This is a genomic window from Pseudomonas sp. Leaf434 (assembly GCF_001425545.1).
GTDB lineage: Bacteria > Pseudomonadota > Gammaproteobacteria > Pseudomonadales > Pseudomonadaceae > Aquipseudomonas > Aquipseudomonas siliginis.
On sequence record NZ_LMQZ01000008.1, the window covers coordinates 461597 to 487887 of the forward strand.

Here is a 26291-nt window from a genome sequence, read left to right on the forward strand (position 1 = left end):
CTTTTCTAGAGGCAGGCTTTCGGCTAATGTGGCGCCCCCTAATTTGGAGCCCCCGATGCCGCGTCCTGCCTGGTCCCTGTTTGCCTACCAACTGATCGAGCCTGACGAGCAGCTGGATCTGTTCGCCTGCCAGGAAGTGCGGGTGCATCTGGTGACGCGTCAGCTGGAACTCGGTGGCTCGGCTGATCGCACGCTGTGCGGCACTCTGCTGCCGGCGCAACCGCGCTGGTCGAATGTTGATCGCCGGGTGTTCCAGGATCAGCGCCTGTGCTCGCTGTGCCGGGCGATTCTCGAATCGCAGAAACGCGGTACGTCGCCGATCTGGCCTGAGCTGCGTTTCGAACTCTGAGCGCTGAAGATCAAAGTGTGGGAGCGAGCCTGCTCGCGAAGGGGTTTTATCAATCGACATTTATGGTCGCTGATACACTGCTTTCGCGAGCAGGCTCGCTCCCACCTTGAACGCACCCTGTCGCCAATAGCGGTGCTACCTCCCCGAATCCCCAAGCCGCGGTGTACAATCGCGCTCTTATACCCTTGATGATCATGCGAAGGATTTTCCGGATGTTGCCGCGCTTTCCTGCCGTCACCCGCTGCCTGTCACTTGCCGCCCTGTGTGTGGCCGGCCCCGTTGCTGCATTGGAGCTTCCCCTGCCACCACCCGGCGAAGACATCGTCGGCCAGGTGCAGGTGATCAAAGCCAAGTACGAAGACACCTTCGCCGATCTGGGTACCACCTACGATCTGGGTTATTCGGAAATGGTTGCGGCCAACCCGGGCATCGATGCCTGGCTGCCGGGCGCCGGTACCGAGATCGTCCTGCCGACGCGCTTCATCCTGCCGCCTGGCCCGCGTGAAGGCATCGTCATCAACCTCGCCGAATACCGCCTCTATTACTATCCGAAAGGCCGTGACGTGGTGTACACCTTCCCGCTGGGTATCGGCCGTGAAGGCTGGGGCTCGCCGATCGCGCACACCTCGATCATCGCCAAGACACCGAACCCGACGTGGACGCCTCCGGCTTCGATCAAGGCCGAGCACGCCGCTGACGGTGATCCGCTGCCCAATGTGGTGCCGGCCGGTCCTGATAACCCGCTAGGCCCGTTCAAGTTCACCCTCGGCACGCCGGGCTATCTGATCCATGGTTCGAACAAGAAGTTCGGCATCGGCATGCGTACCAGCCACGGCTGCTTCCGCATGTTCAACAACAACGTGCTGGAGATGGCCGGCATGGTCCCGGTCGGCACCTCGGTGCGCATCATCAACGACCCCTACAAGTTCGGTCGCAGTGGCGGCAAGGTCTATCTGGAAGCGCACACGCCGCTCGACGACAAGGGCAATCCGTCGGTAGTCGACAAGCACACCGCGGTAATCAACGCGATGCTCAAGCGTGAAGACATCACCAGCAACCTGCGCATGAACTGGGATGTGGTGCGTGATGTGGTCGCTGCCGAAGACGGCCTGCCGGTAGAGATCGCCGTGCCGAATACCTCGGCGCCAATGGTGAGCAGTGCACCGATCGACCTGCAGCAATAAGCGCTGATTGAAAACCCGCCGATGCGAGCAGCGTCGGCGGGTTTTTTATTGCCCGGAGAAAAGCACCGGGTACAAAAAAGCCGACCCGGAAAACCGGATCGGCTCGATAACAATCCCGAGGGATTATTACTTGCGGCTAGCTTTTTCCAGCATGCGCAGAGCACGCTCGTTAGCTTCGTCAGCAGTCTGTTGTGCTTTTTGAGCAGCAGCCAGAGCTTCATCAGCTTTACGGTAAGCTTCGTCTGCACGAGCCTGGGAGCGAGCAGCTGCGTCTTCAGTAGCGGTCAGACGTGCTTCGGTTTCTTTCGATGCGCTGCTGCAACCGGTAGCCAGAACTGCGGCCAGAGCCAGAGCAGAGAATTTCAGAACGTTGTTCATCGTGTTCCCCTTCAAGGACTTTCAAATTAAGTGGCTGTCTCCTCACGATTGAGGAAATAGCCGGCGTACATACTACCCATTACTTGTAGTAAGTAAACTGACGTAGCGCAAGAAGCAAAAAAAATTGTAGGCGTTGATTCTTTTTCGAGCAACTTTTAACTGCGCTGTATAAAAAATATCCAGCTGCAAGCCCCGGCGTGAGCGACTCAAACGGGAAAAGTTCCCGCGCTCGCGCGCTGTTTTTGCGACTTCGGCTAAAGTCTTTCTAAATGAATTCGTCCACACTTTTGTTCAGGTTCTGCGAAGCGCTTCGCGTATCTTTGTTGATGTACAGGTGACTTTAAAAAAGGTCGCACGTCTTAAGTCTCAACATTCCGGCAATGTTCAGGCAAACGGCACGCAAAGATTGTCTTGCGGCCGAACCTGCGACCATCGATGCCAATGCACGCAAACCATCCGATGACGAGCGTACCTTGAGCATTTTCGCCAATGGTGCCTACTATTCAGCAGGTGTCAGATTGCGCGAGATCGGTGTGGCTCTTCTCAGTGTCCATCAGGCACGGGGTGGCGTAGATGTTCCTTCGCCGGAAAAACATCGGTAAGGTAGGGGTCACAATTCAAGACCCGCGAGGAGTAGTGATGAGCGAGGCGTTGTCCATCCACCATGACCAGGCTGGTCATCAATTCGAGACCACTGTGGACGGTCATCGTGCTTACCTGACCTACATGGATCTGGGCAAGCAGACCCTGGATATCTATCGTACCTTCGTGCCCAACGCCCTGCGCGGCCGTGGCATTGCCGCAGCGCTGACTGAACGCGCGCTGCAATACGCCGAAGAAATGGGCTACACGGTGATCCCGTCATGCTCCTACGTCGAGCGCTATATGGAACGCCATCAGCGTCGCGCCGCGAAGATCTGAACCGCACACACGAAAACGCCGGGCAATGCCCGGCGTTTTTTTATGCCCGCAAAACGCAGCTTACGTGCGCTGACGCTTCGGCAATACGTCCTTGAGCTTGGCGTGCATGCTGCGCAAGGTGTTTTCGGTGGCGGACCAATCGATGCAGGCATCGGTGATCGACACGCCGTATTGCAGGTCGGCGAGATCCTTTGGAATCGCCTGGCAGCCCCAGTTCAGGTGGCTTTCAACCATCAGGCCGATGATCGACTGGTTGCCTTCAAGAATCTGGTTGGCGACGTTTTCCATTACCAGCGGTTGCAGCGCCGGGTCCTTGTTGGAGTTGGCGTGGCTGCAATCGACCATGATGTTCGGCTTGATCTTCGCCTTGTTCAGCGCCTGCTCGCACAGGGCTACGCTGACCGAATCATAGTTCGGCTTGCCATTACCGCCGCGCAGCACCACGTGACCGTAGGCGTTGCCTTTGGTGGTGACGATCGACACGCCACCTTCCTGGTTGATGCCGAGGAAACGGTGCGGGCTGGACACCGACTGCAAGGCGTTGATCGCCACGGTCAGGCCGCCATCGGTGCCGTTCTTGAAGCCGACAGCCGAGGACAGGCCGGAAGCCATTTCGCGGTGAGTCTGCGATTCGGTGGTACGCGCGCCGATGGCCGACCAGCTGATCAGATCCTGCAGATACTGCGGGGAGATCGGGTCGAGGGCTTCGGTCGCGGTCGGCAGGCCTTTCTCGGCCAGGTCGAGCAGCAACTGACGACCGATGTGCAGACCGTCCTGGATCTTGAACGAGTCGTCCAGATACGGATCGTTGATCAGACCTTTCCAGCCGACAGTGGTACGCGGCTTCTCGAAATACACACGCATGACCAGATACAGCGTGTCGGAGACTTCCTCGGCGAGTACCTTGAGGCGATCGGCGTATTCGTGGGCAGCCTTGATGTCGTGAATCGAGCACGGGCCGATCACGACGAACAGACGGTGGTCGGTGCCATCGAGAATGTTGCGAATGACTTCGCGGCCCTTGGTGACGGTGCGCAGGGCGGCGTCGCTCAGGGGGATATCACGCTTGAGCTGATCGGGAGTGATCAGGGTCTCGTTAGAGGCGACGTTTAGGTCGTTGATCGGTAAATCAGCCATCGTTTACTCGTCAGGTCACGGGTGCCGGCCGCCAGCGATCCCCGCGCGGCGGAGCACAGCAGATTTAGCGCGTCGGGGGAGCCGAACCTTAGCGCGTCGGAGGCGGCTCGACAATGGGCAAACCGTGCTTTAGTCCAGCGCTGGCTGCGCGAAAGCCTTGCGCAAGTTGTCGTGGGAGAACTCTTCGGCGTGCTCCTCGACCCATTGCAGGGCCAGCGCCTGACTATCCTGCAGGTCGTCGTGGCTGTCCTGCATGCGCGAATAGCGTTCGATCTGACACACCTGCTCACCCATTCGCGCGCTGAACAGGGTCTGTTCGTCAGTGAAGGCGATGCCCACCAGATAGCCTTTTTTACGGCGCAGACACCAGGCCACGTAGCCCGGGCAACAGAAGTCGGCATTCAGCGTCGGCATGCGTACTTGCAGTGCAGTGCCGTGGCGCCAGGCGCGGTGGTAATTGCAAGCGATGCCGCCGAGGCTGATAGTGTGCAGCTGTTGTCTGGAAATGCATTCAGGCTTGAGTAACGTCAATTCAACCGGCACTTCGTCCGGATGAGGAATGAAACGTCCCATGAGCACAGACTCCCTGTGTCGGCCATCTGACATTGTTTCCCCCAGTATAGTGGTCGAATCCGAGCTGACCGACTTCGACGCCGACCAGCGGCTGCTGGCGATGCGCGGGGTTTCTCTGGTGATCTTCACCAGCGTCGGCTGTGCCAGTTGTCGTTATGCCCGCGAGGTGTTGCCGGGATTGCCGCTGGCTATCGATCGGCTGTGCTGGATTGACGCCGGCGACAATGGCGGGCTGGTCGAGCGTTATCAGGTGTTTCATTTGCCGGCGCTGTTTGTGGTGCGCGACGGCGAGTTCTTTGGCGCAGTGCACACACGTCTGACGGTTGATCAACTCAACCAGGCGGTGGCGCAATCGCTGAGTCGAATTGCAGAGGAGTTGCCATGAGCGAGACAGTCAGCAAGCCGGTGGTGGGGATTATCGGCACCGGTGCAATCGGCGGGTTCTACGGGGTGATGCTGGCGCGTGCCGGTTTCGACGTGCACTTTTTGTTGCGCAGCGAATTCTCGGCGGTGGCTGAGCGCGGTTTGCAGATCAACAGTGCGGTGCACGGGCCGTTGACGCTGCATCCGGCCAATGCCTATTCCGCTGCCGAAGACATGCCGCCCTGTGACTGGCTGCTGGTCGGCACCAAGACCACCAGCAACGCCGGTCTGGCCCCGGCGATCATTCAGGCCGCCAAGCCTGACGCCAAGGTGCTGTTGCTGCAGAACGGTCTGGATGTCGAAGACAGCCTGCGGCCACTGTTGCCGGATTCACTGCATCTGCTCGGTGGTCTGTGCCTGATCTGCGTGCACCGCGAGGGTCCGGGGCAGATTACCCATCAGGCCCTTGGCGCGGTGAATGTCGGTTATCACAGCGGCTCGGCCATTGATGAAGTAGCGCGCATGGCGATCGTCGAGGAGGGCGCCGGGCTGTTCCGTGCCGCCGGCATCGACTCGCAGGCGATGGCCAACCTGCATCAGGCGCGCTGGCAGAAACTGGTGTGGAATATTCCCTACAACGGCCTTTCGGTGTTGCTCGGCGCGGGAACCGAAGCGCTGATGGCTGATGCTGACAGCCGCGTGTCGATTCAGGCACTGATGGCGGAAGTGGTGCAGGGCGCCCGGGCCTGTGGATACGAGATCCCGCCCGGCTATGCCGAGTACCTGTTCACCATGACCGAGAAAATGCCCGATTACTGGCCGAGCATGTACCACGACTTTGCACACAAACGCCCGCTGGAGCTGGAGGCGATTTACGCCCGGCCACTGGCGGCGGCGAACGCGGCGGGCTGCGAGTTGCCGCGCATCGAGGCGCTGTATCGCCATTTGGGTTTTATCGACCGACGCAATACCTGAGTCGGTTGTTCTGGGGGAAGGCATGGCCAATAACATCGATGACAAACTGGTGCTGGCGATTTCCTCGCGCGCCTTGTTCGACCTGAGCGAAAGCCACAAGGTCTACCTGTCGAGCGGCGTCGAAGCCTATCGGCAATATCAGATCGAGCACGAGGACGAAATCCTCGCGCCGGGCGATGCGTTCCCGCTGGTGGAAAAACTCCTGAGCCTGAACAGCCGCCTCGGCCGCGCGCGGGTCGAGGTGATTCTGGTTTCCCGCAACAGCGCCGACACCGGTCTGCGCGTGTTCAATTCGATTCATCATTACGGCTTGTCGATTTCTCGTGCGGCGTTCGTCGGTGGGCGCAGTCCGTACCCTTATCTGAAAGCGTTTGGCTGCGACCTGTTTCTCTCGACCCACGCCGAAGACGTGCGTGCGGCGCTGGACGCCGGGTTCGCTGCGGCAACGATTCTGTCCGGTGGCGCGAGCCGTGCGGCCAGTGATGAATTACGTATCGCCTTTGACGGTGATGCGGTGATCTTTTCCGACGAGTCCGAGCGCGTCTATCAGTCCGGCGGCCTGGAAGCGTTTCAGGCCAAGGAACGCGAATCGGCACGCGAGCCATTGCGTGGTGGGCCGTTCAAGGGCTTTCTGGCAGCGCTCAATCTGTTGCAGCGCGAGTTTCCCGATGACGATTGCCCGATCCGCACGGCGCTGGTGACTGCGCGTTCGGCGCCGGCCCATGAGCGAGTGATTCGCACACTGCGGGAATGGGATATCCGCCTCGATGAATCGCTGTTTCTCGGTGGCCTGACCAAATCGGCGTTCCTCGAAGCCTTCGCCGCTGACGTGTTCTTCGATGACCAGACCGGTCATTGCGAGCTGGCTCGCGAAGTGGTTGCCACCGGCCACGTGCCCCATGGCATCAGCAACGAACAGCCGATCTAGAGCCTTTTCATTCAGGACGTTGCGTCGCACGTCGTACTCGCCAAGGCACTGCTAAGCTGAATCAATCTCCGCCATCGTTGGCTCGCGAGGAGGTCCCATGATTCGCTCAATGCTGTATGCCACCGACCTCGGTCTGTACGCACCGTTCGTGATGCAGCATGCCCTGGCCTTGGCGCGCACCTTCAATGCCGATCTTTATGTAGTACACGCGGTGGAACCCATGGGCCTGTTTGCCGAGTCAGTGCTGCAAAGCTATCTCGACGAACAGGCATTGAACGAATTCCATAGTCAGGGTCTGAAAACAGTCATTGCCAATATCGAACAACGGGTGCTCGACAGCTTTCGTGAAGAACTGGGGGACGACGGCGAACAGGATCTGCAGCGCATACGCGCGGTGCGCGTGCTGCAGGGTGATCCGTCGCAGGTGATTCTCGACCAGGTGCACAAGCTCTCGGTCGATCTGCTGATCGTCGGCAGTCACAGCCATGGCGTCGGCGCGGAAACGCCGTTGGGGCGCACGGCGGCGCGGGTTCTGCAGTTGGCCAAGGTGCCGGTCTATCTGGTGCCGCTGATGGAGCGCCGGCGGCGGGACGATCGTTGAAGCAGGAATAATGGCGTTTTGATAAAAAAGTTCTAGATTTATTCTTCGAACCATTAATATAGTTATATACCGTCGCTGATGCCCGTGGCGTCTACCTGCTTTGAGGGATTGATATGAAGCTTCAACAACTGCGCTACATCTGGGAAGTGGCGCACCACGACCTCAACGTTTCCGCTACCGCTCAAAGCCTGTACACCTCGCAACCGGGCATCAGTAAGCAGATCCGCCTGCTGGAAGACGAGCTGGGCGTCGAAGTCTTCGCCCGCAGCGGCAAGCACCTGACCCGCGTCACCCCGGCCGGCGAGCGCATCATCACCACCGCCGGCGAGATTCTGCGCAAAGTCGAAAGCATCAAGCAGATTGCCCAGGAATTCTCCAACGAGAAAAAGGGCACCCTGTCGATCGCCACCACCCACACCCAGGCGCGTTATGCGCTGCCGCCGGTGATCAGCAATTTCATCAAGCAATACCCGGACGTGGCCCTGCACATGCATCAGGGCTCGCCGATGCAGATCGCCGAAATGGCCGCTGACGGCACCGTCGATTTCGCTATTGCCACTGAAGCGCTGGAGCTATTCGGTGATCTGGTGATGATGCCGTGCTATCGCTGGAACCGCTGCGTGGTCGTACCCCACGGCCACCCGCTGACCAAGCTGCCGAAGCTGACCCTCGAAGCGCTGGCCGAATATCCGATTGTTACTTACGTGTTCGGTTTCACCGGCCGTTCCAAGCTCGATGAAGCCTTCAGCCATCGTGGCCTGACGCCGAAAGTGGTGTTCACCGCTGCTGACGCCGACGTGATCAAAACCTACGTGCGTCTGGGGCTGGGCGTGGGCATCGTGGCTAAAATGGCCGTCGATACCAAACTCGATAACGACCTGGTGGTGCTGGATGCCAGCGAGCTGTTCGAGTCGAGCATCACCAAGATCGGTTTCCGTCGTGGCACTTTCCTGCGTGGCTTCATGTGCGATTTCATCGAGAAATTCGCCCCGCACCTGACCCGCGAAGTCATGGCCAAGGCCATTCAGTGCCACAACAAGCAAGAGCTCGAAGAGCTGTTCGACGGCGTCGAACTGCCCGTTCACTAAGCACCCGCTTCAGAGCACCTCGGTGACAGCAAATTGTTGCCGGGTGCCCGCCACCAGAATCTCCACCTCATCGCCCGCGAACTTGCCCAGCAGACTTTTGCCCAGCGGCGAGCGTGGGGTGATGACGGTGATCGGCTGACCCACCACGTCGACTTTCAACCCCGCCGCATCGGGCGCTAGAAACAGCCATTGCTCGCGACCCTTTTCGTCCTCCAGGCCGAGCAGGGCGCCGACTTCGATGCCGCGGTTTTCGTCGTAGGCACGCAACGTCAGGTTCTGGCACAGCGCTAATGACTGACGAATCTCCTCAACCCGTTTCGCCTGACCCGCCGCCAGATATGACGCTTCCAGCCCCAGCGTGTCGTACTTGTTTTCGGCGATGTTTTCTTCGTGGGTCGCGGTTTCGTAAGCGGTTTGCGCAGCGCGTTCGGCGATGTCGAGGTCGATGCGCAGCTTGTCGAGAATCAACTGGTGGACGCTGTGTTTGTTCATGATCAATCGCAGAATTGCAAAACGTTGGCGCGGCTCTTTTCGGTCGGCGCGGTCTGGTCCTGCTGCAGCCAGAACTGGCATTTCGGATTGGACGCATTACGCGAATTGGCGCGCGCCTGATCCAGTCGGGCCTGCTGTTCATTCTTGCGCAGGTTTTCTTCGTACTGTTGGAACAGCGGACTTTGCGGCGGAATGTCCGGCTGAACCTGCACGGGCGCCACAGCCGGGGGATTGACGCGCTGCTGCACCGCTTGAGCCACCGGGGCCAATTGCTCGGGAAAGATGAAGCGCGATAGCAGCCAGCAGGTCAGCGCAATCGCCAGGAACCCCAGCCACAGGCCCAGCGCAATGCTGCCGGTCAGATGCAGCGCGCTAAGCTGAACAGGCAAGGGACGACGCGGATTCGGACGGTAGGGCATGGCGGCCTCCTGGCGGATGGTTGCGGGCAAGTGGCGATTGTCGCACGAAGATTAATCGCCGTCGGCTCTTCTGCGCGAGCGCATTTATGCGGACAATCGAGGTCTTTTGCCAACGGGAGAACGGCATGCCTGAAGCGAAACCCCGCTGGGACATTTTCTGCACCGTGGTCGATAACTTCGGTGACATCGGCGTGACCTGGCGCCTGGCCCGGCAACTGGTGGCCGAACATGCCTTGCCGGTGCGCCTGTGGGTGGATGATCTACGCGCGTTCGAGCGCCTCTGTCCTGAGATCGATGTCGATGTTGTGCAGCAATGGCAGCAGGGCGTCGAGGTGCGTCAGTGGCCGAGCGAATGGCCGCACGCCGAGGCGGCCGACGTAGTCATCGCCGCCTTCGCCTGTCAGTTGCCCACTGATTACATGGACAGCATGGCTGCGCGGGAAACGCCGCCGCTGTGGCTCAACCTCGATTATCTCAGCGCCGAAGACTGGGTCACCGGCTGCCATGGCTTGCCGTCGGTGAAATACAAATCGGTGCAGAAGTTCTTCTTCTTTCCGGGCTTCAAGCCGGGCACCGGTGGCCTGCTGCGCGAATGCGGACTGCTCGAACAGCGTCGGCAGTTTCAGAAGGATCGGCCGGCTCAGCAACATTTCCTGCAAGACCTGGGTATTGATCCCGCGCCCGATGCGCAACTGATCTCGCTGTTTGCTTATGAAAATGCCGGGTTGGCCAGTTGGCTGGATGTGCTGGCGGCCGACGCACAGGCGACTCACCTGCTGGTGCCGGAAGGGCGGATCCTCGGCGATGTGGCGCGCTGGCTGGGCGTGGAAACCTTGATGGTCGGTGCGATTCATGTGCGCGAGTCCCTGACCGTGCAAGTGCTGCCGTTCGTCCGTCAGGATCAATACGACCATCTGCTGTGGTGCTGCGATTTCAACGCGGTGCGCGGTGAAGACTCATTCGTGCGCGCGCAATGGGCGGGGCGGCCGATGCTCTGGCACATCTATCAGCAGGACGATGACATCCATCTGGACAAGCTCGACGCTTTCCTCGCGCTCTACACTCACGGCCTTTCCCCCGCTGCGGCGCAGGCGATGAACGGTCTGTGGCGAGCGTGGAGCGCCGGGCAACCGATCGGCGAGCACTGGCTGGCGGTGCGAAGTCATCGGCCGGAACTCGAGAAAAATGCCGAGGCATGGTGTCTGGAACAGGCCTTGCAGGCGGATCTTGCCACGGCGCTGGTACAGTTTTATGTAAATTGGATATGATACGCGGCCTAGATTTTTGTAAATCCCATCCAAATTCGGATATTCGCAATGAAAACTGGTAAAGAACTCAAACCCGGTACCGTGATCCGTATCGACAACGATCCTTGGCTGGTTCAGAAAGCTGAATTCACCAAGTCGGGCCGTAACAGCGCGATCATGAAGACCAAGCTGAAGAACCTGCTGACCGGTTACAAGACCGAAACCGTTTACGGTGCGGACGACAAACTGGACGACGTGATCCTGGATCGTAAAGAAGCCACCCTGTCGTTCATCAGCGGTGACACCTACACGTTCATGGACACCACTGACTACACCATGTACGAGCTGAACGCCGAAGACATCGAAAGCGTTCTGCCTTTCGTTGAAGAAGGCATGACCGACGTTTGCGAAGCCGTGTTCTTCGAAGAGCGTCTGGTTTCCGTAGAACTGCCGACCACCATCGTGCGTCAGGTTGACTACACCGAAGGCTCCGCTCGCGGTGACACTTCCGGCAAGGTGATGAAGCCTGCCAAACTGAAGAACGGTACCGAGCTGTCGGTTGCCGACTTCATCGAAATCGGCGACATGATCGAGATCGATACCCGCGAAGGCGGTTCCTACAAAGGCCGTGCGAAATAAGCACTGCTTTTTGCGGAAAGAAAAAACCCGACCATTGAGTCGGGTTTTTTTGTGCCTGCGCTTTGAGTTTCACACCTGTCCCATGTGGGAGCGAGCCTGCTCGCGAATGCGGTGTGTCATTCAATGAAGCGCTGTCTGACGGGACGCTTTCGCGAGCAGGCTCGCTCCCACAATGGGACTGTGGTTATTTCAAGTGTTGCTTCAGTTCTTCAGACGCCTGCAACATCGCCGACCGCACCGCCGGTACCTGGCTGACCACGTTGAGCAAACCGTAATCGTGAATCATGCCGTTGTAGCGCACCGACGTAACCGGTACTCCGGCTTCATCGAGTTTGCGTGCGTAAGCTTCACCTTCATCACGCAGCACGTCGGCGCTGGCAGTCTGCACCAGTGCAGGTGGCAGACCTTTGAGTTGCGCGGTGGTGGCGCGCAGCGGTGAAGCGTAGATCTCGTTACGCTGTTTGGCGTCGGTGGTGTAGTTGTCCCAGAACCACTTCATCATGTTGCGGGTGAGGAAGTGCCCTTCGGCGTACTGGTTGTACGAACCGGTGTCGAAGTTGGCATCGGTCACCGGCCACAGCAGTACCTGGAATTTGATCGCCGGGGTGCCCTTGTCCTTGGCCATCAGTGCAACCACTGCGGCCATGTTGCCGCCGACGCTGTTGCCGGCCACGGCCAGGCGCTTGCCATCGACGTTGATCTCTTTGCCGTGTTCCGCCACCCATTTGGTCGCAGCGTAGGCCTGGTTGATCGCCACCGGGTAATGCGCTTCCGGCGAAGGGGTGTAATTGACGAACACCGCCGCCGCACCCGAACCGACCACGAGATCGCGCACCAGACGTTCGTGAGTCGGGAAGTCCCCCAGCACCCAGCCGCCGCCGTGGAAGAACATGAACACCGGCAGCTCACCCTTGACCCCGGCCGGCCGGACGATGGTCAGGCTCAGCGGTTGACCATCGACCTGCACCGTTTTCTCGCTGACATCGGCTTTGGGCAGCGTCAACTTGACCCCGGACTGCGCGCCGACCAGCACGGCGCGGGCATCCTTGGGCGACAGCTGCTCGATCGGCTTGCCGCTGCCTGAGTTCAGCGCATCGAGAAATGCCTGGGTGTTGTGTTCGACATCACCGGCGAAAGCGCTGTGTACCGACAGGGCGAGAAGGGTGCCGGTCAAGACTTTGCTGAAAGTGTTCATGTTCAATTTCCTTGTTCGGGCCGGAGACTTGAGTGATTACACGGTTACGTGCAGGCGCACATCTACGTTGCCACGGGTGGCGTTGGAGTACGGGCAGACCTGGTGAGCGGCGTCGACCAGCGACTGCGCATCGGCTTGTTCCAGACCTGGCAGGCTGATGTGCAAATCGATGTCCAGACCGAAACCGCCAGGGATCTGGCCGATGCCGACATGGGCGGTAATCGACGCGTCGTCAGGAATCTTGCGCTTGGTCTGGCTGGCGACGAACTTCAGCGCGCCGATGAAGCAGGCCGAGTAACCGGCAGCGAACAGTTGCTCAGGGTTGGTCGCCGCGCCGCCAGCACCGCCGAGTTCTTTCGGGGTGGCCAGTTTGACGTCCAGTACGTTGTCGCTGGAGATCGCACGACCGTCACGGCCGCCAGTGGAAGTTGCGATTGCGGTGTAGAGAGTTTGCATGGTGTGAGCCTCATTGGTTGTGGTTTTGCGCGCTAATTGTTTGCGCGCTAAGTAGGTGTGAAGAGAATGTATAGCGCTAATGTTTAGCGCGCAAGATAAATTTTTAATAAAAATCGCGTTTTGCTCAAGGGCATAGCGTGGAAGGGGCGGGTAAGGCCTGATTTAGAGCGCTTGACGAGGGAATTCAGGCGGGACAAATATTTTTGTTGGCGCTGAAATCACTGTGGGAGCGAGCCTGCTCGCGAAGGCGGTGGAACATTCAACGACTCGCTGTCTGATCGGACGCTTTCGCGAGCAGGCTCGCTCCCACAGGGGGATGTAGCGGGGCTTAATTCAGGCTGTCTTGCAGATGTCCGCGCAGCGCTTGCAGCTCGGCCTGCAACTTCTGCAGACGTTCCAGGGTGAAGCCACTGGCGCCAAGAATGCACTGCGGCACGGTCTGCGCCTTGTCGCGCAAGGCGCGGCCTGCTGCGGTCAGTTCGACAATCACCACCCGCTCATCTTCACGACTGCGGGTGCGGCTGAGCAGGCCTTCGGCTTCCAGACGCTTGAGCAATGGCGTCAGCGATCCCGGATCGGTCAGCAGGCGTGCGCTGATTTCTCCGACAGTCAGACCGTCCTTCTCCCACAACACCATCATCGCCAGATACTGCGGATAGGTCAGGCCCAGCGCCTGCAACAGCGGCTTGTAGACCTTGGTCATCATCAGCGAGGTCGAGTGCAGGGCGAAGCACGCCTGATTGTCGAGCAGAAGGTCGTCGCAGTTGTCGCGTTCGGAAGTCATGTCAAAGCCTTGATCGTTGATCGTTTTTTAATCTAGCGCTCGAATCTTTAAGGCGCCAGATAAATATGTCCGGCCTCAGTGCCGGGCGAATTGCCGTTGCAACGCCAGATCCCACGGCGGCACCGGACTGAAGCGGGTTTTCAGATATTCCAGCAACAACCGACTGCGCGAATGGACCTGCTGTTCCATGCGCAGCGCGTAAATGCCGGTGGACTCCGGCGGCGGCAGGCCATTTTCGCAGAACAGTGGCACCAGTTCGCCACGCAGCAGGTATTCGCTGGCCAGCCAGGTCGGCAAGTGTGCGACGCCCAGACCCGCCGCCGCGCCACACGCCAGAGCTTCGGCATTGTTGGCGCTCAGACGTACGCGCGATGGCCGGTGCAATTGCATTTGCCCGTCCACTTCGAATTTCCAGGCAAACGGCGGCGCAAGGCCTTCCCAGTCGAGCCCGTCGTGTTCACTCAACTGCGCCGGATGCTCGGGCACACCACGCTGCTTGAGATAGTCAGGGCTGGCACAGGCGACGCGGACCATGCTCGCCAATGGCGTGGCGACCAGGCGCGAGTCAGCCAACTGGCCGGTACGCAGCACCAGATCGACCTTGCCCAGGCTGCTGCCGGCCATGTCGCTGAAGCTGTCGATCAGGTGCATCTGCACGTCCAGTCCAGGGTACAGCAGGAGAAAATCGGCAATTACCGGCGCCAGATGTCGCCGCCCAAAAGCTGCTGGCGCATCGATGCGGATCAGACCTTCCGGTGCACTGCTCAACGACACCGCTTCGGCACGCGCCAGTTGCAACTCGGCGATGATCCGGCGCGCCCGCTCGGCAAAGGCCAGGCCGGTCGAAGTCGGCAGCACGGCATGGGTGCTGCGCACGAACAGCTGACTGCCGACGGCACTTTCCAGGCTGTCGATGCGCCGCGCCACGGCGGAAGGTGTCAGCGGATGGCGGCGCGAAGCGGCAGAAAAGCTGCCACTCTCCAGCACATCGAGAAACAGGCCGAGTTGATCGGTCAATTGGTTGGGATTCATGGAAACCACGCTTGTGCAAAATCGGCATAGCCATTGTGCGTTGCTATGCGTTTCCCCGCTAGGCGCGAGTGCGTAGCATTGGCCGCCTGTCGTTAGAGGATTACCGTTGTGATGGATTTTCTGTTGTACCTGCTGTTCGGCGCCGCCCTTGGCACATTGGGCGGGATCTTTGGCATTGGCGGTGGCTTGATTGCGATCCCGTTGCTTGGCGTGTGGTTTGGGCTTGATCAGCAGATCGCCCAAGGCACGGCGCTGGTGATGGTGGTACCGAACGTGATGCTGGCGCTGTGGCGTTATCACCAGCGCAATCGCATCGAATTGCGCCATGCGCTGCCGCTGGCGGTGATGGGTTTCTGCTTTGCCTGGCTCGGCTCGATCTGGGCGGTGGGCATCGACGCGCAGACCATGCGCATCGGCTTTGTTGCCTTTCTGGTGGCGCTGTCGGCCTACAATCTATTGAAAATGTTCGGCCCACGACCAGCGCCGACTGCCGAGATGCGCTATTCGTGGCCGTGGCTGGGCGTGCTCGGCGCCGCCTCGGGGACCATGGGCGGCTTGTTCGGCGTCGGCGGCGCGGTGGTGGCCACACCAGTGTTGACCAGCCTGTTCGGCACCAGCCAAGTGGTTGCTCAGGGCTTGTCGCTGGCGCTGGCCCTGCCGAGCACTGGTGTAACCCTGGTGACCTACGCCGTGCACCATGAAGTCGACTGGATGATCGGTCTGCCTCTGGCGGTCGGTGGTCTGCTCAGCATCAGTTGGGGCGTGAAAGTTGCCCACGCCATGCCGGAAAAAATTCTGCGCGGGCTGTTTTGCGGCTTCCTCGTGCTGTGTGCGGTGATGCTCGCGTTTAAAGTTTGAAGCCCTCGACGATGTGCTCGGCCAGGCACTCGGTGATCGGCGACGGGTTGTTCAGGTTTCGGATCAGCATGATGCTTGCCTCGGGCAGCAGCGGCAGGTCTTCGGCGGCGCCAAGGATGCGCATGTCCGGGGTGATCAGACTCTCCAGTTGCGCGGTGATCGCCAGCCCTGCGCTGACCACAGCCATCAGCGCCGACAGGCTGCTGCTGTTGTAGGCGATGCGGTAATCGCGGCCCATCGCGTCCAGCGCATTGCACGCCCACAAGCGGCAGAAACAATCACTGTTGAACATCGCCAGGGGCAGCGGCGTCTGTTCGTGGGCGCTGAAGTTCTGCGCCTCGGCCCAGACAAAGCGCTCCTTGCGCAGCAACTGGCCGATCTCGTTGCCCGGCTCACGGGTGACGATCGACAAGTCCAGATCAGTGCGCTGCAACAGTTGTTTGGTCGATTCGCAATGCACTTCGATCTGGATCAGCGGATAGAACTGCGCAAACCGCGACAGGATTCCCGGCAGAAAACGCATCACATAATCATCCGGCGTACCGATGCGCACGGTGCCGACCATGTGCGGCTCGCGCAGGGTGTTGAACACCTCACTGTGCAGTTTGAGGATGCGCCGTGCATAACCGAGCAGCACCTGGCCTTCGGCCGTCAAGCGCACCTGGCGCCCATCACGCTCGAACAGCTGGCGCTGCAACACGTCTTCTTCCAGGCGTTTCATCTGCATGCTCACCGCCGACTGGGTGCGGTTGACCATCTCGCCAGCACGGGTGAAACCGCCCTGATCGGCAATCGCGACAAAGGTGCGCAGGACATCGGTATCGATACTGGGGTAGGCGGACAATTGATGAATCTCCGTGATGCATGCCATCAGAAACATTCGTTGGATTGATCTTAGCGCCAGCGCGAGACTTGAGCCATCCACAAAAGGAGGCAAGACGATGAAAGGTCAAAGAGAGTATGCAAGCGAAGAACAGCTGTCCGGCCATGGCCATATCGTGTCCGATCTGCTGCACAAATTCAGTCGCTGGTATGAGCTGCATCGCGAGCGGGAAATGCTCGCCGGGCTCAGCGACGAAGCGCTGAAGGACATCGGCATCAGCCGCGCCGATGTGGAGCATGAAACCGTGCGGCCGTTCTGGGACGACCCGATGCATAAATGATGAGGCTATCGCTACACAAACCCCTTTCAGGTGAGGTAGGTTGCGAGCAGACATGGAGGAATAAATGCCCGCGACAGTGTCCTTTTCCCTCAAACAGGCGCGACGTCTGGCGCTGGCTGCCCAAGGGTTCAACGGGCGCCAGCCGCCGAACGTCAATGCCAGTCATCTCAACCGACTGATCGAACGGCTGGGTCTGCTGCAAATCGATTCCGTCAATGCCGTGGTGCGCTCGCACTACCTGCCGCTGTTTTCCCGTCTCGGTTGCTATTCATCTGACTTGCTCGACCAGGCTGCCTGGAGTTCGGGCCGGCGGCGCACGCTGTTCGAATACTGGGGCCATGAAGCGTCGCTGTTGCCGTTGTCGATGTACCCGTTGCTGGGCTGGCGCATGCAACGCGCCAAGCGTGGCGAAGACATCTATCAGCAACTGGCAAAGTTTGGTCGCGAACAGCAGGAAACCATCCGCCGCGTGCTGACTGCGGTTGAGGAGCGGGGCGCGCTTGGCGCCGGCAGTCTGTCGACCCGCGAAGACAAGGCCGGGCCATGGTGGGACTGGAGTGCCGAGAAACATGCGCTGGAATGGTTGTTCGCCGCCGGTGAGGTCACAGTGGCGGGGCGACGCGGTTTCGAGCGTTTGTACGATTTGCCCGAGCGGGTGATTCCGGCAGCGATTCTGCAGCAGCCCCAACCGGGTGAGGCCGAGGCGCAACGCAGTTTACTGTTGCATGCGGCGCAAGCGTTGGGCGTTGGTACGGAAAGAGACCTGCGTGATTACTTTCGCCTGAGCCCTGCGGATGCGCGGCCGCGTCTGGCTGAACTGGTTGAGGCGGGGCAATTGCAGATGTGCGAAGTCGCCGACTGGCGGCAGATCGCCTATTGCCTGCCGGAGCCCAAAGTGCCGCGCAAGGTCATTGCCAGTGCGCTGCTGTCGCCGTTCGACTCGCTGATCTGGGAGCGCAGCCGCACCGAGCGCCTGTTTGATTTCCGCTATCGCCTGGAAATCTACACACCGCAGCCCAAGCGCGTGTATGGCTATTACGTGCTGCCGTTTTTGCACAACGAGCGGATCGCCGCGCGGGTTGATCTGCGTGCCGAACGGGCGGCAGGGCAGTTGGCGGTGCATGCGGTGCATGAGGAAGAATCGGGACTGGACGAGGAGGGGATGCTGGCGCTGGCGCTGAATTTGCGGCGGATGGCGGGTTGGCTGGGTTTGGCGCGGGTGCAGTTGAATTGTCAGCGCGAGAGTGCGGGCCGGTTGCGGGGAGCATTGGCGCAGATGGAGGGGGCCTGAGCTGGCGCCTTCGCGAGCAGGCTCGCTCCCACAGGGAAACGCATTGCAAATGTGGGAGCGAGCCTGCTCGCGAAGGGAGGCGACGCGGTCTAACGGCGGACTTGCTTCAGGGTCTCGGCAATCAAAAACGCCAATTCCAGCGACTGATCGGCATTCATCCGTGGATCGCAGTGGGTGTGATAACGGTCGGACAAGCCATCCTCGGTAATCGGTCGGGCGCCGCCGATGCACTCGGTGACATTCTGCCCGGTCATCTCGATATGAATGCCGCCGGCATAACTGCCTTCCGCTTCGTGCACCTGGAAAAACTGCTTCACCTCGCCAAGGATCTGCGCGAAGTCACGGGTCTTGTAGCCGCTGCTGGCCTTGATGGTGTTGCCGTGCATCGGATCGGAGCTCCACAGCACCTGCTTGCCTTCGCGCTGGACCGCGCGGATCAGTGCCGGCAGATGATCGCCGACCTTGTTCGCGCCCATCCGCGCGATCAGGTTCAAGCGGCCCGGATCGTTGTCCGGGTTGAGCACGTCGATCAGGCGGATCAGGTCATCGGGGTTCATGCTCGGGCCGACCTTGACGCCGATCGGGTTGTTCACCCCGCGCAGGAACTCAACGTGCGCGCCGTCGAGCTGGCGGGTGCGGTCGCCGATCCACAGCATGTGCGCCGAGCAATCGTAGTAATCGTTGGTCAGGCTGTCGCGGCGCACGAAGGCTTCTTCGTAGTTCAGCAGCAACGCTTCGTGGGCAGTGAAGAAACTGGTTTCGCGCAGTTGCGGCGAGCTGTCCATGCCGCAGGCGCGCATGAATGCCAGGGTTTCATCGATGCGGTCGGCGAGGTGGCTGTACTTCTCGGCCAGCGCCGAGTTGGCGATGAAATCCAGGTTCCACTTGTGCACTTGGTGCAGGTCGGCAAAACCGCCCTGAGCGAAAGCGCGTAACAGATTCAGAGTCGCTGTGGACTGATGATAGGACTGCAGCAAACGCTCTGGATCCGGCACGCGGCTCTTTTCGTCGAAGCCGATGCCGTTGACGATGTCGCCGCGATAGGCCGGCAGGGTCACGCCGCCGATGGTTTCGTCGTTGGCCGAACGCGGCTTGGCGAACTGACCCGCCATGCGCCCGACCTTGACCACTGGGCAACCGGCAGCGAAGGTCATGACGATCGCCATCTGCAGCAACACTTTGAAGGTGTCGCGAATCTTCGCTGCGGAGAATTCAGCGAAGCTTTCCGCGCAATCGCCGCCCTGCAACAGAAACGCGCGCCCCTGGGTAACTTCGGCGAACTGGCGGCGCAGCTCGCGCGCTTCGCCGGCGAACACCAGCGGCGGATAGCTGGCCAGGGTTTGCTCGACCTGGCGCAGGTGCGCGGCGTCGGGGTATTGCGGTTGTTGCTGGATCGGCAGGGCGCGCCAGCTGTCAGGGCTCCACGGTTGGCTCATCACGGTCTCGAAGTTCGTACGCAGGGAAGCGCCATGTTAGCAGCAATTAGTGCGTGACCTGCTCCCGCCCCATCGCCGACAATCGCCGCTTTGCCACGGCGCCACAGCGGTGCCATCGCGTCACCGCGCCCGGTGACCATCAGGAGACGAAATGACTGAGGAGCGCGTCGAGCATCTGCTCGCCGAAGTACAGGATGAGTTCGGCGTGATTCGCGTGCTGGAAGTGGCCGATTACCGCTTTCTCGAGTTCGGCGATGCGATCGAGCAGAGCTGCGTGTTCACTGCCGACCCGAGCTGGCTGGAGTACGACTACACCCGCGCCATGCTGATCGGTGCGCTGTGCCACGAGCAGCCGGAGAGCGCGCTGTTTCTCGGTTTGGGTGCGGGCACACTGACCCAGGCTTGCCTGAAGTTTCTGCCGCTCGAAGACGTCGAGGCCATCGAACTGCGCCCGGACGTGCCGCGCCTGGCCATTGAATACCTCGGTCTGGATGATGATCCGCGTTTGTACATCCGCGTCGGCGATGCGCTGGAATTGCTGCCGACTGCCGAGCCGGCGGATCTGATTTTCGTCGACCTCTATACCGATGTCGGCCCCGGGGTCGGGCATCTGGCCTGGAGTTTTCTCGGCGATTGTCAGAAGCGCCTGAATCCGGGCGGCTGGCTGGTGATCAACCAGTGGGCCACCGACGATGGCAAGCCGCTCGGCGCGGCATTGTTGCGCGGCCTCTATCACCGGCATTACTGGGAATTGCCGGTGAAGGAGGGCAACGTGATTCTGATTATCCCGGCGGATCTCGATCAGGCGCTGGACATGCAGGCGCTGACCCAGCGGGCCGAAGCGCTGGCGCCGCAGTTGGGGTACTCGTTGCAGTCGTTGATCAACGCGATTCGCCCGGCGACCTGAGCCGGTAGTACCGCCCCCTTCGCGAGCAGGCTCGCTCCCACATTTGAAATGCGTTCGACCTGTGGGAGCGAGCCTGCTCGCGAAAAGGCCCTGACAGGCAGCAGATTCTTCACACCCCTTTGAAAATCCCTGGCCGCCGCTCCACCAGCGATCTCACCCCCTCCCGGGCATCTTCAGTGGCGAGCAACTTCTTCACCAGCGCCGGTAACGCTTGCGCCGCCGCTGTCTCACCCTCATAGCGCGCCTGCCGCGCTGACATCAAGGTCGCCTGCACGCCCAGCGGTGCTTGCCGGGCAATCCGTTCGGCCAGCTCGATCGCGCGGGGCAGCAAGTCTTCACTGGCCATCACTTCCTGGACCAAGCCCAGATGCAACGCATCGTGTGCATCAAACTCGTCGCCGGTGAGCAACCAGCGCATCGCATTGCCCCAGCCGGCGATCTGCTGGAAACGCAAAGTCGCCCCGCCAAACGGAAAAATCCCACGTTGCACTTCCATCTGCGCGAAGCGGGTATTGCTCGCGCACAGATTGATGTCCGCCGCCAGCATCAGCTCGATGCCGATAGTCAGGCAGTAACCCTGCGCGGCGACGATTACCGGCTTGCTCACCCGTGGCCCGACGAAAACGCCCCAGGGATCGCACCCGCCTGTCGGAACCTGCCAGCCTTCGGCCAGAGCCGCGCTGGCATTGACCAGATCAAGCCCGGCGGTGAAGTGCTCGCCGTGGCCGAACACCACGGCGACCCGCGCTTCGCGGTCGGCTTCGAACTCGCCGTAGGCCAGGCTCAGGTCGTTGAGCAGGTCGATATCGAAAGCGTTGCGCTTGGCCGCCCGATCGAGGCCGATCAAGTGCACATGACCACGACGTTCTCGGCTGACGCGGCCGGCGCAAGGCTGATTCATGGCTAAATCCTCAAGCAGGAAGGGCGGGTGCGCGGCGCTTTGCCGCAGGTCGGTGAACCGTTTAAGCGTCATCGCCCGCAGGGCCGGGCCTTTGCAAAATAGACCGTTGCGCGATTATCCGCAAAACCCCGTTACACGGCGGTGACACACGGATAAGGGCCACAAAAAAAGCTCCCTTTTCGGGCGAAATCCGGTATAGTGCGCGCCGGCCTTTAACCGGGCCGCGTTTAGGTAGCGCATTTCCCGAAGTCAGCTTCGGCTGCACGTCCGCATTGCGGGCTCTTCCTTGACGATTCATCTTCATTCATTCGTTTTCGCAAATCCCCGCCGACAAAGCTGCCAGGGCGACTCTTGAGTCTCAACACGGCATGCGCAGCTTTGGAGCATGGGTCTTTGCGGATGCACTTAGAGGCAGACCCATGACCCAGGAAACCGGCGGATTCGCCGCTTTTAATCTCAACCCGAATATTCTTGCAGCCGTCGCAGCGACTGGCTACGAAGAGCCTTCGGCGATTCAGCAGCAATCGATCCCGATCATCATGGCCGGCCAGGACATGATTGGCCAGGCGCAAACCGGTACCGGTAAAACCGCCGCGTTCGCACTGCCTATTCTGCACCGCATCGATCCTGCCAAGCGCGAACCGCAAGCCCTGATCCTGGCGCCAACCCGAGAGTTGGCGCTGCAAGTAGCAACCGCTTTTGAAACCTACGCCAAGCAAATGCCAGGCGTCACCGTCGTGGCTGTCTACGGCGGCGCGCCGATGGGCCCGCAACTCAAGGCAATCCGTAATGGCGCACAGATTGTTGTCGCTACTCCGGGTCGTCTGTGCGACCACCTGCGTCGCGACGAGAAAGTCCTGTCGACCGTGAACCATCTGGTTCTCGACGAAGCTGACGAAATGTTGAAGCTGGGCTTCATGGATGACCTGGAAGTCATCTTCAAGGCTCTGCCATCGACCCGCCAGACCGTGCTGTTCTCGGCGACCCTGCCGCAGTCGATCCGCGCCATTGCCGAACGCCATCTGCGCGATCCGCAACACGTCAAGATCCAGACCAAGACCCAGACCGTTACCGCGATCGAACAGGCTCACCTGTTGGTTCACGCTGACCAGAAAACCTCGGCCGTGCTCAGTCTGCTGGAAGTCGAAGACTTCGACGCCCTGATCATGTTCGTGCGCACCAAGCAAGCCACTCTGGACCTGGCCAGCGCCCTCGACGCCAAAGGCTACAAAGCCGCCGCGTTGAACGGTGACATCGCCCAGAACCAGCGTGAGCGCGTCATCGACTCGCTGAAAGATGGCCGTCTGGACATCGTTGTCGCCACCGACGTTGCTGCCCGTGGTCTGGACGTTCCGCGCATCACTCACGTGTTCAACGTTGACATGCCGTACGACCCGGAATCCTACGTGCACCGTATCGGCCGTACCGGCCGTGCCGGTCGCGAAGGTCGTGCACTGCTGCTGGTGACTCCACGTGAGCGCCGCATGCTGCAAGTGATCGAGCGCGTAACCGGTCAGAAAGTTGCCGAAGTACGCCTGCCAGACGCTCAAGCCGTTCTCGATGCACGCATCAAGAAACTGACCAACAGCCTTTCGCCGCTGGTTGCTGATGCCGAATCGACTCACGGTGAGCTGCTCGACCGCCTGACCGCCGACATCGGTTGCACCCCGCGTGCTCTGGCTGCTGCGCTGCTGCGCAAAGCCACCAATGGTCAAGCGCTGAACCTGGCCGCAATCGAGAAGGAACGTCCACTGGTGCCGAACAACGCACCGCGTGGCGACCGTCCTGAGCGTTCCGGTGATCGTCCTGATCGTGGTGACCGCGAGCGTCGCGCGCCAATGCCTTTGGGCGAAGGCCGTGCTCGTTGCCGTACCGCGCTGGGCGCGCGTGACGGTATCGCTGCGAAAAACCTGCTGGGCGCCATCCTCAACGAAGGCGGTCTGGCCCGTGAAGCGATCGGTCGCATCCAGGTGCGTGACAGCTTCAGCCTCGTCGAGCTGCCGGAAGAAGGTCTGGAAAAACTCCTGACCAAACTGAAGGACACTCGCGTGGCCGGTAAGCAGCTCAAGCTGCGTCGCTACCGCGAAGATTGATCCGCCCTCGGGCTGATTGATCGCACATAAAAAATCCCCGACTGGTTCGGGGATTTTTTTTGCCTGCTCATCGGGCGACACAACACCTTGTGGGAGCTGGCTTGCCAGCGATGACGTCAGCCGAAGCGATAAATATCCATACCCAGCGCCCCCATCGTGAAACCCTGATGCGCCACGCTGAAAACCCCGCCAGCACCGCGAGCAAAGTACAGCGGCAACAAATGCTCATCACTGGGGTGACTGCGCACGGCATTCGGCGCCTCCTGGCGATAATCATGCAGCGCCGTTTCATCGTCGGCCGCCAGCTTGTCGATCATCCAGTCACGGAAATCCCGCGCCCACGGTTCAACGCTTTCCGGGCCGGCATGCCAATCCAGCTCCCGGAGGTTGTGGGTGATGCTGCCGGAGCCGATCAACAGAATGCCGTGTTCGCGCAGGCTCGCCAGTGTACGGCCAACTCGCGTCTGCAATGCCGGTCCGCCGCGACTCGGCAACGAGACTTGCACCACCGGAATATCGGCCTGCGGATACATCAAAGACAGCGGCACCCAAACACCATGATCGAACGGTCGTTGCGGATCGAGCCGCGCCGGCAGGTCATTGGCGTGCAGCAGTTGAGCCACCTCGGCGGCCAGCTGCGGATTGCCCGGGGCCGGGTACTGAACTTCAAACAGCGCACGGGGGAAACCGCCGAAGTCGTGCCAGGTTTCCGGGTGCGGGTGGCTGCTGACCAGCAGTTCCTGGCTTTCCCAGTGCGCCGAGACGATGACAATGGCGTTGGGGCGCGGCAGTTGAGCGGCCAGTCGCGCCAGTGCCGGGCCGCTGGCACCGGGCTCCAGCGCCAGCATCGGTGAACCGTGGGAGATAAACAGGCTGGGCAACATGGACGGGCTCCTGAGCGCTAAGATGAACCATCTTCAGTCAGATCATCGATCTGAATCCAATATAAGTTTCTGCGGTTTTTCATCGGTTTTTCGGGAGTGATCCATGCAGCCTGAGTTTTGGTACAAGAAATGGGATTCGAACCAGATCGGCTTTCATCAGCCCGAGGCCAACCCGTATTTGCAGCGCTACTGGCCGGAGCTGGCGATTGCACCGTCGGCGCGTGTGCTGGTGCCGCTGTGCGGGAAGAGTCTGGATCTGCTCTGGCTTGCCGGGCAGGGACACCAGGTGATTGGGGTTGAGCTAGCGGAAAAGGCTGTCGAGGAGTTTTTCAGCGAACATCAGTTGCAACCGCAGATCAGCGAGCAGGGCGCATTCAAGGTTTATCGCAGTGTTGCGTTCGAATTGTGGTGCGGTGATTTTTTTGCGCTGACGGCCGAGGACGTCGCAGATTGTACTGCGCTGTATGACCGCGCCGCGCTGATTGCCTTGCCGGACGCGATGCGCCAGCGCTACGCGGCGCATTTGCAGCACTTGCTGGCGCCGGAGATGAAAGGGCTGGTGATTACCCTGGATTACGATCAGACGCAGATCCCGGGACCGCCGTTTGCGGTGAATGATGATGAGGCGCAGCGGCTGCTGGGCCAGGGTTGGCAGCTGGAGAAACTGGAAGAGCGAGATATTCTGGCTGAGAGCCCCAAGTTTCTACAGGGCGGGGTTGAGTGGTTGGTGGAGCGGGTTTATCGGGTTTCTTCCAGATAGTTTTTTATTAGCAGCTCCGGCGTCTTCGCGAGCAGGCTCGCTCCCACAGGGGAATGCGTTTCAAAGGTGGGAGCGAGCCTGCTCGCGAATGGGACTTTGCTGACAACGCATGATCTGAAGATACAAAAAAAGGCCCGCATCACTGCGGGCCTTCTTTTTTATTGCGATCAAATCAACCGCGACGACGCAGTGCGTCAATACGCTCTTCCAGCGGCGGGTGGCTCATGAACATGCGGGCGAAGCCCTGTTTGATGCCACCGTTGATGCCGAAGGCGTTCAGGGTGTCGGGCATATGCACCGGCAGGCCCTGTTCGGCGCGCAGACGTTGCAGAGCACCAATCATCGCGCTGGTACCGGCCAGGCGGGCGCCGGCTTCGTCGGCACGGAATTCGCGCTTGCGCGAGAACCACATGACGATTGCGCTGGCGAGGATGCCCAGCACCAGTTCGGCGAAGATGGTCGCCACGTAATAGGCGATGCCCTGGCCTTCTTCGTTCTTGAAGATGACCTTGTCGACGAAGTTGCCGATGATCCGCGCGAAGAACATCACGAAGGTGTTCACCACGCCCTGGATCAGAGCCAGCGTGACCATGTCGCCGTTGGCGACGTGACCGATTTCGTGGGCCAGTACGGCTTTCACTTCATCGGGCGAGAATCGCTCGAGCAGGCCTTGGCTGACCGCGACCAGCGCGTCGTTCTTGTTCCAGCCGGTAGCGAAAGCATTCGCTTCGTAGGCCGGGAAAATCCCGACTTCAGGCATCTTGATCCCGGCTTCGCGGGACAATTGCTCGACCGTTTGCAGCAGCCATTGCTCATGACGAGTGCGTGGCTGGCTGATGATTTGCGTACCGGTGCTCATCTTCGCCATCCACTTGGAGATGAACAGCGAGAACAGCGAGCCGGCGAAACCAAAGACCGCACAGAAGACCAGCAGCTGACTGAGGTCGAGGTCGACCCCGTTGGCCGCCATGAACCCGTTGAAGCCGAACAGGCTCAGGGTGATGCTGGCTATCAGCACGACCGCCAGGTTAGTGGCCAAAAACAGCAGGATGCGCATCATGGTTGTAGAACTCTCCTCAAGCTAAAGATGTAGCGTACTGCGGGGTATATAAGGTGCGGCACCGGGCTATTCAACCGAGTGACTATTTCAAACTGTGTCCTACAGCGGTTTCTTGAGGAAAAAGAAAATTCCCACCCTCGATTCCGACACGGATGACACAGCCTTTCGCCCCGCCGC

General features: G+C 60.3%; 30 protein-coding genes. 16 read left to right on the forward strand and 14 right to left on the reverse strand.

Annotated elements, in window-relative coordinates:
* Positions 1-55: 55 nt before the first annotated feature.
* Together ASG55_RS16905 and ASG55_RS16910 are read left to right on the forward strand one after the other, a co-directional pair.
* Positions 56-349 carry a hypothetical protein gene (locus tag ASG55_RS16905; RefSeq protein ID WP_016770881.1) on the forward strand — a complete coding sequence of 98 codons (294 nt, stop codon included), beginning with the start codon at positions 56-58 and terminating at the stop codon, positions 347-349.
* 212 nt (positions 350-561) lie between these two features.
* Positions 562-1533 carry a L,D-transpeptidase family protein gene (locus ASG55_RS16910; protein WP_024013783.1) on the forward strand — a complete coding sequence of 324 codons (972 nt, stop codon included), beginning with the start codon at positions 562-564 and terminating at the stop codon, positions 1531-1533.
* Positions 1534-1659: 126 nt separating this feature from the next.
* Here ASG55_RS16910 and oprI read toward each other — a convergent pair whose 3' ends face one another.
* Entirely contained in the window at positions 1660-1911 is a 252-nt protein-coding gene (gene oprI, locus ASG55_RS16915) for an outer membrane lipoprotei OprI (protein WP_003183784.1), read from the reverse strand.
* Between the two features lie 639 nt (positions 1912-2550).
* Here oprI and ASG55_RS16920 point away from each other — a divergent pair.
* A complete protein-coding gene (locus ASG55_RS16920) occupies positions 2551-2832 on the forward strand; it encodes a GNAT family N-acetyltransferase (RefSeq protein WP_016770879.1) in 282 nt (93 codons plus the stop codon).
* A 60-nt stretch (positions 2833-2892) separates the two neighbouring features.
* On the opposite strand, the gene ASG55_RS16925 is transcribed toward ASG55_RS16920, so the two are convergent.
* Together ASG55_RS16925 and ASG55_RS16930 are read right to left on the reverse strand one after the other, a co-directional pair.
* Positions 2893-3969: a 3-deoxy-7-phosphoheptulonate synthase gene (locus ASG55_RS16925; RefSeq protein WP_016770878.1), complete on the reverse strand. Its 1077-nt coding sequence runs from the start codon at positions 3967-3969 to the stop codon at positions 2893-2895.
* Positions 3970-4098: 129 nt separating this feature from the next.
* Positions 4099-4542, reverse strand: coding sequence for a PilZ domain-containing protein (locus ASG55_RS16930; protein WP_056788469.1), 444 nt, complete (start codon positions 4540-4542; stop codon positions 4099-4101).
* Between ASG55_RS16930 and ASG55_RS16935 the strand changes: the two genes are divergently transcribed.
* The 5 genes from ASG55_RS16935 (at position 4541) to cysB (ending at position 8497) form a co-directional block, all read left to right on the forward strand.
* On the forward strand, positions 4541-4927 hold the full coding sequence (locus ASG55_RS16935; protein ID WP_041478405.1) for a thioredoxin family protein: 387 nt from the start codon (positions 4541-4543) through the stop codon (positions 4925-4927). The two genes, ASG55_RS16930 and ASG55_RS16935, sit on opposite strands and share 2 nt — an antisense overlap.
* Complete coding sequence (locus ASG55_RS16940; protein WP_056788472.1) at positions 4924-5880, forward strand: putative 2-dehydropantoate 2-reductase; 957 nt, start codon at positions 4924-4926, stop codon at positions 5878-5880. Before ASG55_RS16935 ends, ASG55_RS16940 begins: the two co-directional genes overlap by 4 nt.
* A 22-nt stretch (positions 5881-5902) precedes the next feature.
* Positions 5903-6808, forward strand: coding sequence for a 5'-nucleotidase (locus tag ASG55_RS16945; RefSeq protein ID WP_056788475.1), 906 nt, complete (start codon positions 5903-5905; stop codon positions 6806-6808).
* A gap of 97 nt (positions 6809-6905) precedes the next feature.
* Complete coding sequence (locus tag ASG55_RS16950; RefSeq protein WP_041478409.1) at positions 6906-7409, forward strand: universal stress protein; 504 nt, start codon at positions 6906-6908, stop codon at positions 7407-7409.
* 113 nt (positions 7410-7522) lie between these two features.
* Positions 7523-8497 (forward strand): HTH-type transcriptional regulator CysB, encoded by a 975-nt coding sequence (gene cysB, locus ASG55_RS16955; protein ID WP_016770873.1) that lies wholly within the window; start codon positions 7523-7525, stop codon positions 8495-8497.
* A gap of 9 nt (positions 8498-8506) precedes the next feature.
* Here cysB and ASG55_RS16960 read toward each other — a convergent pair whose 3' ends face one another.
* Both ASG55_RS16960 and ASG55_RS16965 read right to left on the reverse strand, forming a co-directional pair.
* Complete coding sequence (locus tag ASG55_RS16960) at positions 8507-8989, reverse strand: GreA/GreB family elongation factor (protein ID WP_024013776.1); 483 nt, start codon at positions 8987-8989, stop codon at positions 8507-8509.
* A 2-nt stretch (positions 8990-8991) separates the two neighbouring features.
* Positions 8992-9408 carry a hypothetical protein gene (locus ASG55_RS16965; protein ID WP_056788478.1) on the reverse strand — a complete coding sequence of 139 codons (417 nt, stop codon included), beginning with the start codon at positions 9406-9408 and terminating at the stop codon, positions 8992-8994.
* 125 nt (positions 9409-9533) lie between these two features.
* Between ASG55_RS16965 and earP the strand changes: the two genes are divergently transcribed.
* A complete protein-coding gene (gene earP, locus ASG55_RS16970) occupies positions 9534-10676 on the forward strand; it encodes an elongation factor P maturation arginine rhamnosyltransferase EarP (RefSeq protein WP_056788480.1) in 1143 nt (380 codons plus the stop codon).
* Positions 10677-10724: 48 nt separating this feature from the next.
* Positions 10725-11294 carry an elongation factor P gene (locus ASG55_RS16975; protein ID WP_003226785.1) on the forward strand — a complete coding sequence of 190 codons (570 nt, stop codon included), beginning with the start codon at positions 10725-10727 and terminating at the stop codon, positions 11292-11294.
* Positions 11295-11478: 184 nt separating this feature from the next.
* Here the strand turns inward: ASG55_RS16975 and ASG55_RS16980 are convergent, their stop codons facing one another.
* The 4 genes from ASG55_RS16980 to ASG55_RS16995 form a co-directional block, all read right to left on the reverse strand.
* Positions 11479-12489 carry an alpha/beta hydrolase gene (locus tag ASG55_RS16980; protein ID WP_056788483.1) on the reverse strand — a complete coding sequence of 337 codons (1011 nt, stop codon included), beginning with the start codon at positions 12487-12489 and terminating at the stop codon, positions 11479-11481.
* 36 nt (positions 12490-12525) lie between these two features.
* Positions 12526-12945: an organic hydroperoxide resistance protein gene (locus ASG55_RS16985; protein WP_007940002.1), complete on the reverse strand. Its 420-nt coding sequence runs from the start codon at positions 12943-12945 to the stop codon at positions 12526-12528.
* Positions 12946-13273: 328 nt separating this feature from the next.
* Positions 13274-13729 carry a MarR family winged helix-turn-helix transcriptional regulator gene (locus ASG55_RS16990; RefSeq protein WP_042607887.1) on the reverse strand — a complete coding sequence of 152 codons (456 nt, stop codon included), beginning with the start codon at positions 13727-13729 and terminating at the stop codon, positions 13274-13276.
* 75 nt (positions 13730-13804) lie between these two features.
* Positions 13805-14761, reverse strand: coding sequence for a LysR substrate-binding domain-containing protein (locus ASG55_RS16995; RefSeq protein ID WP_056788486.1), 957 nt, complete (start codon positions 14759-14761; stop codon positions 13805-13807).
* Positions 14762-14872: 111 nt separating this feature from the next.
* Between ASG55_RS16995 and ASG55_RS17000 the strand changes: the two genes are divergently transcribed.
* On the forward strand, positions 14873-15619 hold the full coding sequence (locus ASG55_RS17000; protein WP_221264894.1) for a sulfite exporter TauE/SafE family protein: 747 nt from the start codon (positions 14873-14875) through the stop codon (positions 15617-15619).
* Here ASG55_RS17000 and ASG55_RS17005 read toward each other — a convergent pair.
* Positions 15609-16463 carry a LysR substrate-binding domain-containing protein gene (locus tag ASG55_RS17005; RefSeq protein ID WP_174823892.1) on the reverse strand — a complete coding sequence of 285 codons (855 nt, stop codon included), beginning with the start codon at positions 16461-16463 and terminating at the stop codon, positions 15609-15611. The two genes, ASG55_RS17000 and ASG55_RS17005, sit on opposite strands and share 11 nt — an antisense overlap.
* 97 nt (positions 16464-16560) lie before the next feature.
* On the opposite strand from ASG55_RS17005, the gene ASG55_RS17010 reads away from it, so the two are divergent.
* Complete coding sequence (locus tag ASG55_RS17010) at positions 16561-16782, forward strand: DUF1127 domain-containing protein (RefSeq protein WP_024013770.1); 222 nt, start codon at positions 16561-16563, stop codon at positions 16780-16782.
* Positions 16783-16846: 64 nt separating this feature from the next.
* Entirely contained in the window at positions 16847-18073 is a 1227-nt protein-coding gene (locus tag ASG55_RS17015; protein WP_056788489.1) for a winged helix-turn-helix domain-containing protein, read from the forward strand.
* Between the two features lie 89 nt (positions 18074-18162).
* On the opposite strand, the gene ASG55_RS17020 is transcribed toward ASG55_RS17015, so the two are convergent.
* On the reverse strand, positions 18163-19509 hold the full coding sequence (locus ASG55_RS17020) for a class II 3-deoxy-7-phosphoheptulonate synthase (protein WP_038861070.1): 1347 nt from the start codon (positions 19507-19509) through the stop codon (positions 18163-18165).
* 151 nt (positions 19510-19660) lie between these two features.
* Here ASG55_RS17020 and ASG55_RS17025 point away from each other — a divergent pair, with 151 nt between their 5' ends.
* A complete protein-coding gene (locus tag ASG55_RS17025) occupies positions 19661-20416 on the forward strand; it encodes a spermidine synthase (RefSeq protein ID WP_056788491.1) in 756 nt (251 codons plus the stop codon).
* Positions 20417-20525: 109 nt separating this feature from the next.
* On the opposite strand, the gene ASG55_RS17030 is transcribed toward ASG55_RS17025, so the two are convergent.
* A complete protein-coding gene (locus ASG55_RS17030) occupies positions 20526-21317 on the reverse strand; it encodes a crotonase/enoyl-CoA hydratase family protein (RefSeq protein WP_056788494.1) in 792 nt (263 codons plus the stop codon).
* Positions 21318-21736: 419 nt separating this feature from the next.
* On the opposite strand from ASG55_RS17030, the gene ASG55_RS17035 reads away from it, so the two are divergent.
* Positions 21737-23410, forward strand: a complete 1674-nt coding sequence (locus ASG55_RS17035) for a DEAD/DEAH box helicase (protein WP_016770859.1) — start codon at positions 21737-21739, stop codon at positions 23408-23410.
* A gap of 116 nt (positions 23411-23526) precedes the next feature.
* On the opposite strand, the gene ASG55_RS17040 is transcribed toward ASG55_RS17035, so the two are convergent.
* Positions 23527-24294 (reverse strand): DODA-type extradiol aromatic ring-opening family dioxygenase, encoded by a 768-nt coding sequence (locus ASG55_RS17040; protein ID WP_056788497.1) that lies wholly within the window; start codon positions 24292-24294, stop codon positions 23527-23529.
* A gap of 103 nt (positions 24295-24397) precedes the next feature.
* Here ASG55_RS17040 and ASG55_RS17045 point away from each other — a divergent pair, with 103 nt between their 5' ends.
* Positions 24398-25054, forward strand: a complete 657-nt coding sequence (locus tag ASG55_RS17045; RefSeq protein WP_041478428.1) for a thiopurine S-methyltransferase — start codon at positions 24398-24400, stop codon at positions 25052-25054.
* Between the two features lie 172 nt (positions 25055-25226).
* Here ASG55_RS17045 and htpX read toward each other — a convergent pair whose 3' ends face one another.
* Positions 25227-26114, reverse strand: coding sequence for a protease HtpX (gene htpX, locus ASG55_RS17050; protein WP_007908619.1), 888 nt, complete (start codon positions 26112-26114; stop codon positions 25227-25229).
* Positions 26115-26291 lie beyond the last annotated feature (177 nt).

Bases quoted from the DNA above. Each gene is read 5' to 3' on its own strand.
- oprI (WP_003183784.1), bottom strand. From the start codon at position 1,911: ATGAACAACGTTCTGAAATTCTCTGCTCTGGCTCTGGCCGCAGTTCTG.
- ASG55_RS16960 (WP_024013776.1), bottom strand. From the start codon at position 8,989: ATGAACAAACACAGCGTCCACCAGTTGATTCTCGACAAGCTGCGCATC.
- htpX (WP_007908619.1), bottom strand. From the start codon at position 26,114: ATGATGCGCATCCTGCTGTTTTTGGCCACTAACCTGGCGGTCGTGCTG.
- ASG55_RS17045 (WP_041478428.1), top strand. From the start codon at position 24,398: ATGCAGCCTGAGTTTTGGTACAAGAAATGGGATTCGAACCAGATCGGC.
- ASG55_RS17015 (WP_056788489.1), top strand. From the start codon at position 16,847: ATGCCCGCGACAGTGTCCTTTTCCCTCAAACAGGCGCGACGTCTGGCG.
- ASG55_RS16965 (WP_056788478.1), bottom strand. From the start codon at position 9,408: ATGCCCTACCGTCCGAATCCGCGTCGTCCCTTGCCTGTTCAGCTTAGC.
- earP (WP_056788480.1), top strand. From the start codon at position 9,534: ATGCCTGAAGCGAAACCCCGCTGGGACATTTTCTGCACCGTGGTCGAT.
- ASG55_RS16920 (WP_016770879.1), top strand. From the start codon at position 2,551: ATGAGCGAGGCGTTGTCCATCCACCATGACCAGGCTGGTCATCAATTC.
- ASG55_RS17025 (WP_056788491.1), top strand. From the start codon at position 19,661: ATGACTGAGGAGCGCGTCGAGCATCTGCTCGCCGAAGTACAGGATGAG.
- ASG55_RS16950 (WP_041478409.1), top strand. From the start codon at position 6,906: ATGATTCGCTCAATGCTGTATGCCACCGACCTCGGTCTGTACGCACCG.
- ASG55_RS16945 (WP_056788475.1), top strand. From the start codon at position 5,903: ATGGCCAATAACATCGATGACAAACTGGTGCTGGCGATTTCCTCGCGC.
- ASG55_RS16995 (WP_056788486.1), bottom strand. From the start codon at position 14,761: ATGAATCCCAACCAATTGACCGATCAACTCGGCCTGTTTCTCGATGTG.
- ASG55_RS16980 (WP_056788483.1), bottom strand. From the start codon at position 12,489: ATGAACACTTTCAGCAAAGTCTTGACCGGCACCCTTCTCGCCCTGTCG.
- ASG55_RS16930 (WP_056788469.1), bottom strand. From the start codon at position 4,542: ATGGGACGTTTCATTCCTCATCCGGACGAAGTGCCGGTTGAATTGACG.
- ASG55_RS16905 (WP_016770881.1), top strand. From the start codon at position 56: ATGCCGCGTCCTGCCTGGTCCCTGTTTGCCTACCAACTGATCGAGCCT.
- ASG55_RS17010 (WP_024013770.1), top strand. From the start codon at position 16,561: ATGAAAGGTCAAAGAGAGTATGCAAGCGAAGAACAGCTGTCCGGCCAT.
- ASG55_RS17030 (WP_056788494.1), bottom strand. From the start codon at position 21,317: ATGAATCAGCCTTGCGCCGGCCGCGTCAGCCGAGAACGTCGTGGTCAT.
- ASG55_RS16910 (WP_024013783.1), top strand. From the start codon at position 562: ATGTTGCCGCGCTTTCCTGCCGTCACCCGCTGCCTGTCACTTGCCGCC.
- ASG55_RS16990 (WP_042607887.1), bottom strand. From the start codon at position 13,729: ATGACTTCCGAACGCGACAACTGCGACGACCTTCTGCTCGACAATCAG.
- cysB (WP_016770873.1), top strand. From the start codon at position 7,523: ATGAAGCTTCAACAACTGCGCTACATCTGGGAAGTGGCGCACCACGAC.
- ASG55_RS16940 (WP_056788472.1), top strand. From the start codon at position 4,924: ATGAGCGAGACAGTCAGCAAGCCGGTGGTGGGGATTATCGGCACCGGT.
- ASG55_RS16975 (WP_003226785.1), top strand. From the start codon at position 10,725: ATGAAAACTGGTAAAGAACTCAAACCCGGTACCGTGATCCGTATCGAC.
- ASG55_RS17040 (WP_056788497.1), bottom strand. From the start codon at position 24,294: ATGTTGCCCAGCCTGTTTATCTCCCACGGTTCACCGATGCTGGCGCTG.
- ASG55_RS16935 (WP_041478405.1), top strand. From the start codon at position 4,541: ATGAGCACAGACTCCCTGTGTCGGCCATCTGACATTGTTTCCCCCAGT.
- ASG55_RS17020 (WP_038861070.1), bottom strand. From the start codon at position 19,509: ATGAGCCAACCGTGGAGCCCTGACAGCTGGCGCGCCCTGCCGATCCAG.
- ASG55_RS16925 (WP_016770878.1), bottom strand. From the start codon at position 3,969: ATGGCTGATTTACCGATCAACGACCTAAACGTCGCCTCTAACGAGACC.
- ASG55_RS16985 (WP_007940002.1), bottom strand. From the start codon at position 12,945: ATGCAAACTCTCTACACCGCAATCGCAACTTCCACTGGCGGCCGTGAC.
- ASG55_RS17000 (WP_221264894.1), top strand. From the start codon at position 14,873: ATGGATTTTCTGTTGTACCTGCTGTTCGGCGCCGCCCTTGGCACATTG.
- ASG55_RS17035 (WP_016770859.1), top strand. From the start codon at position 21,737: ATGACCCAGGAAACCGGCGGATTCGCCGCTTTTAATCTCAACCCGAAT.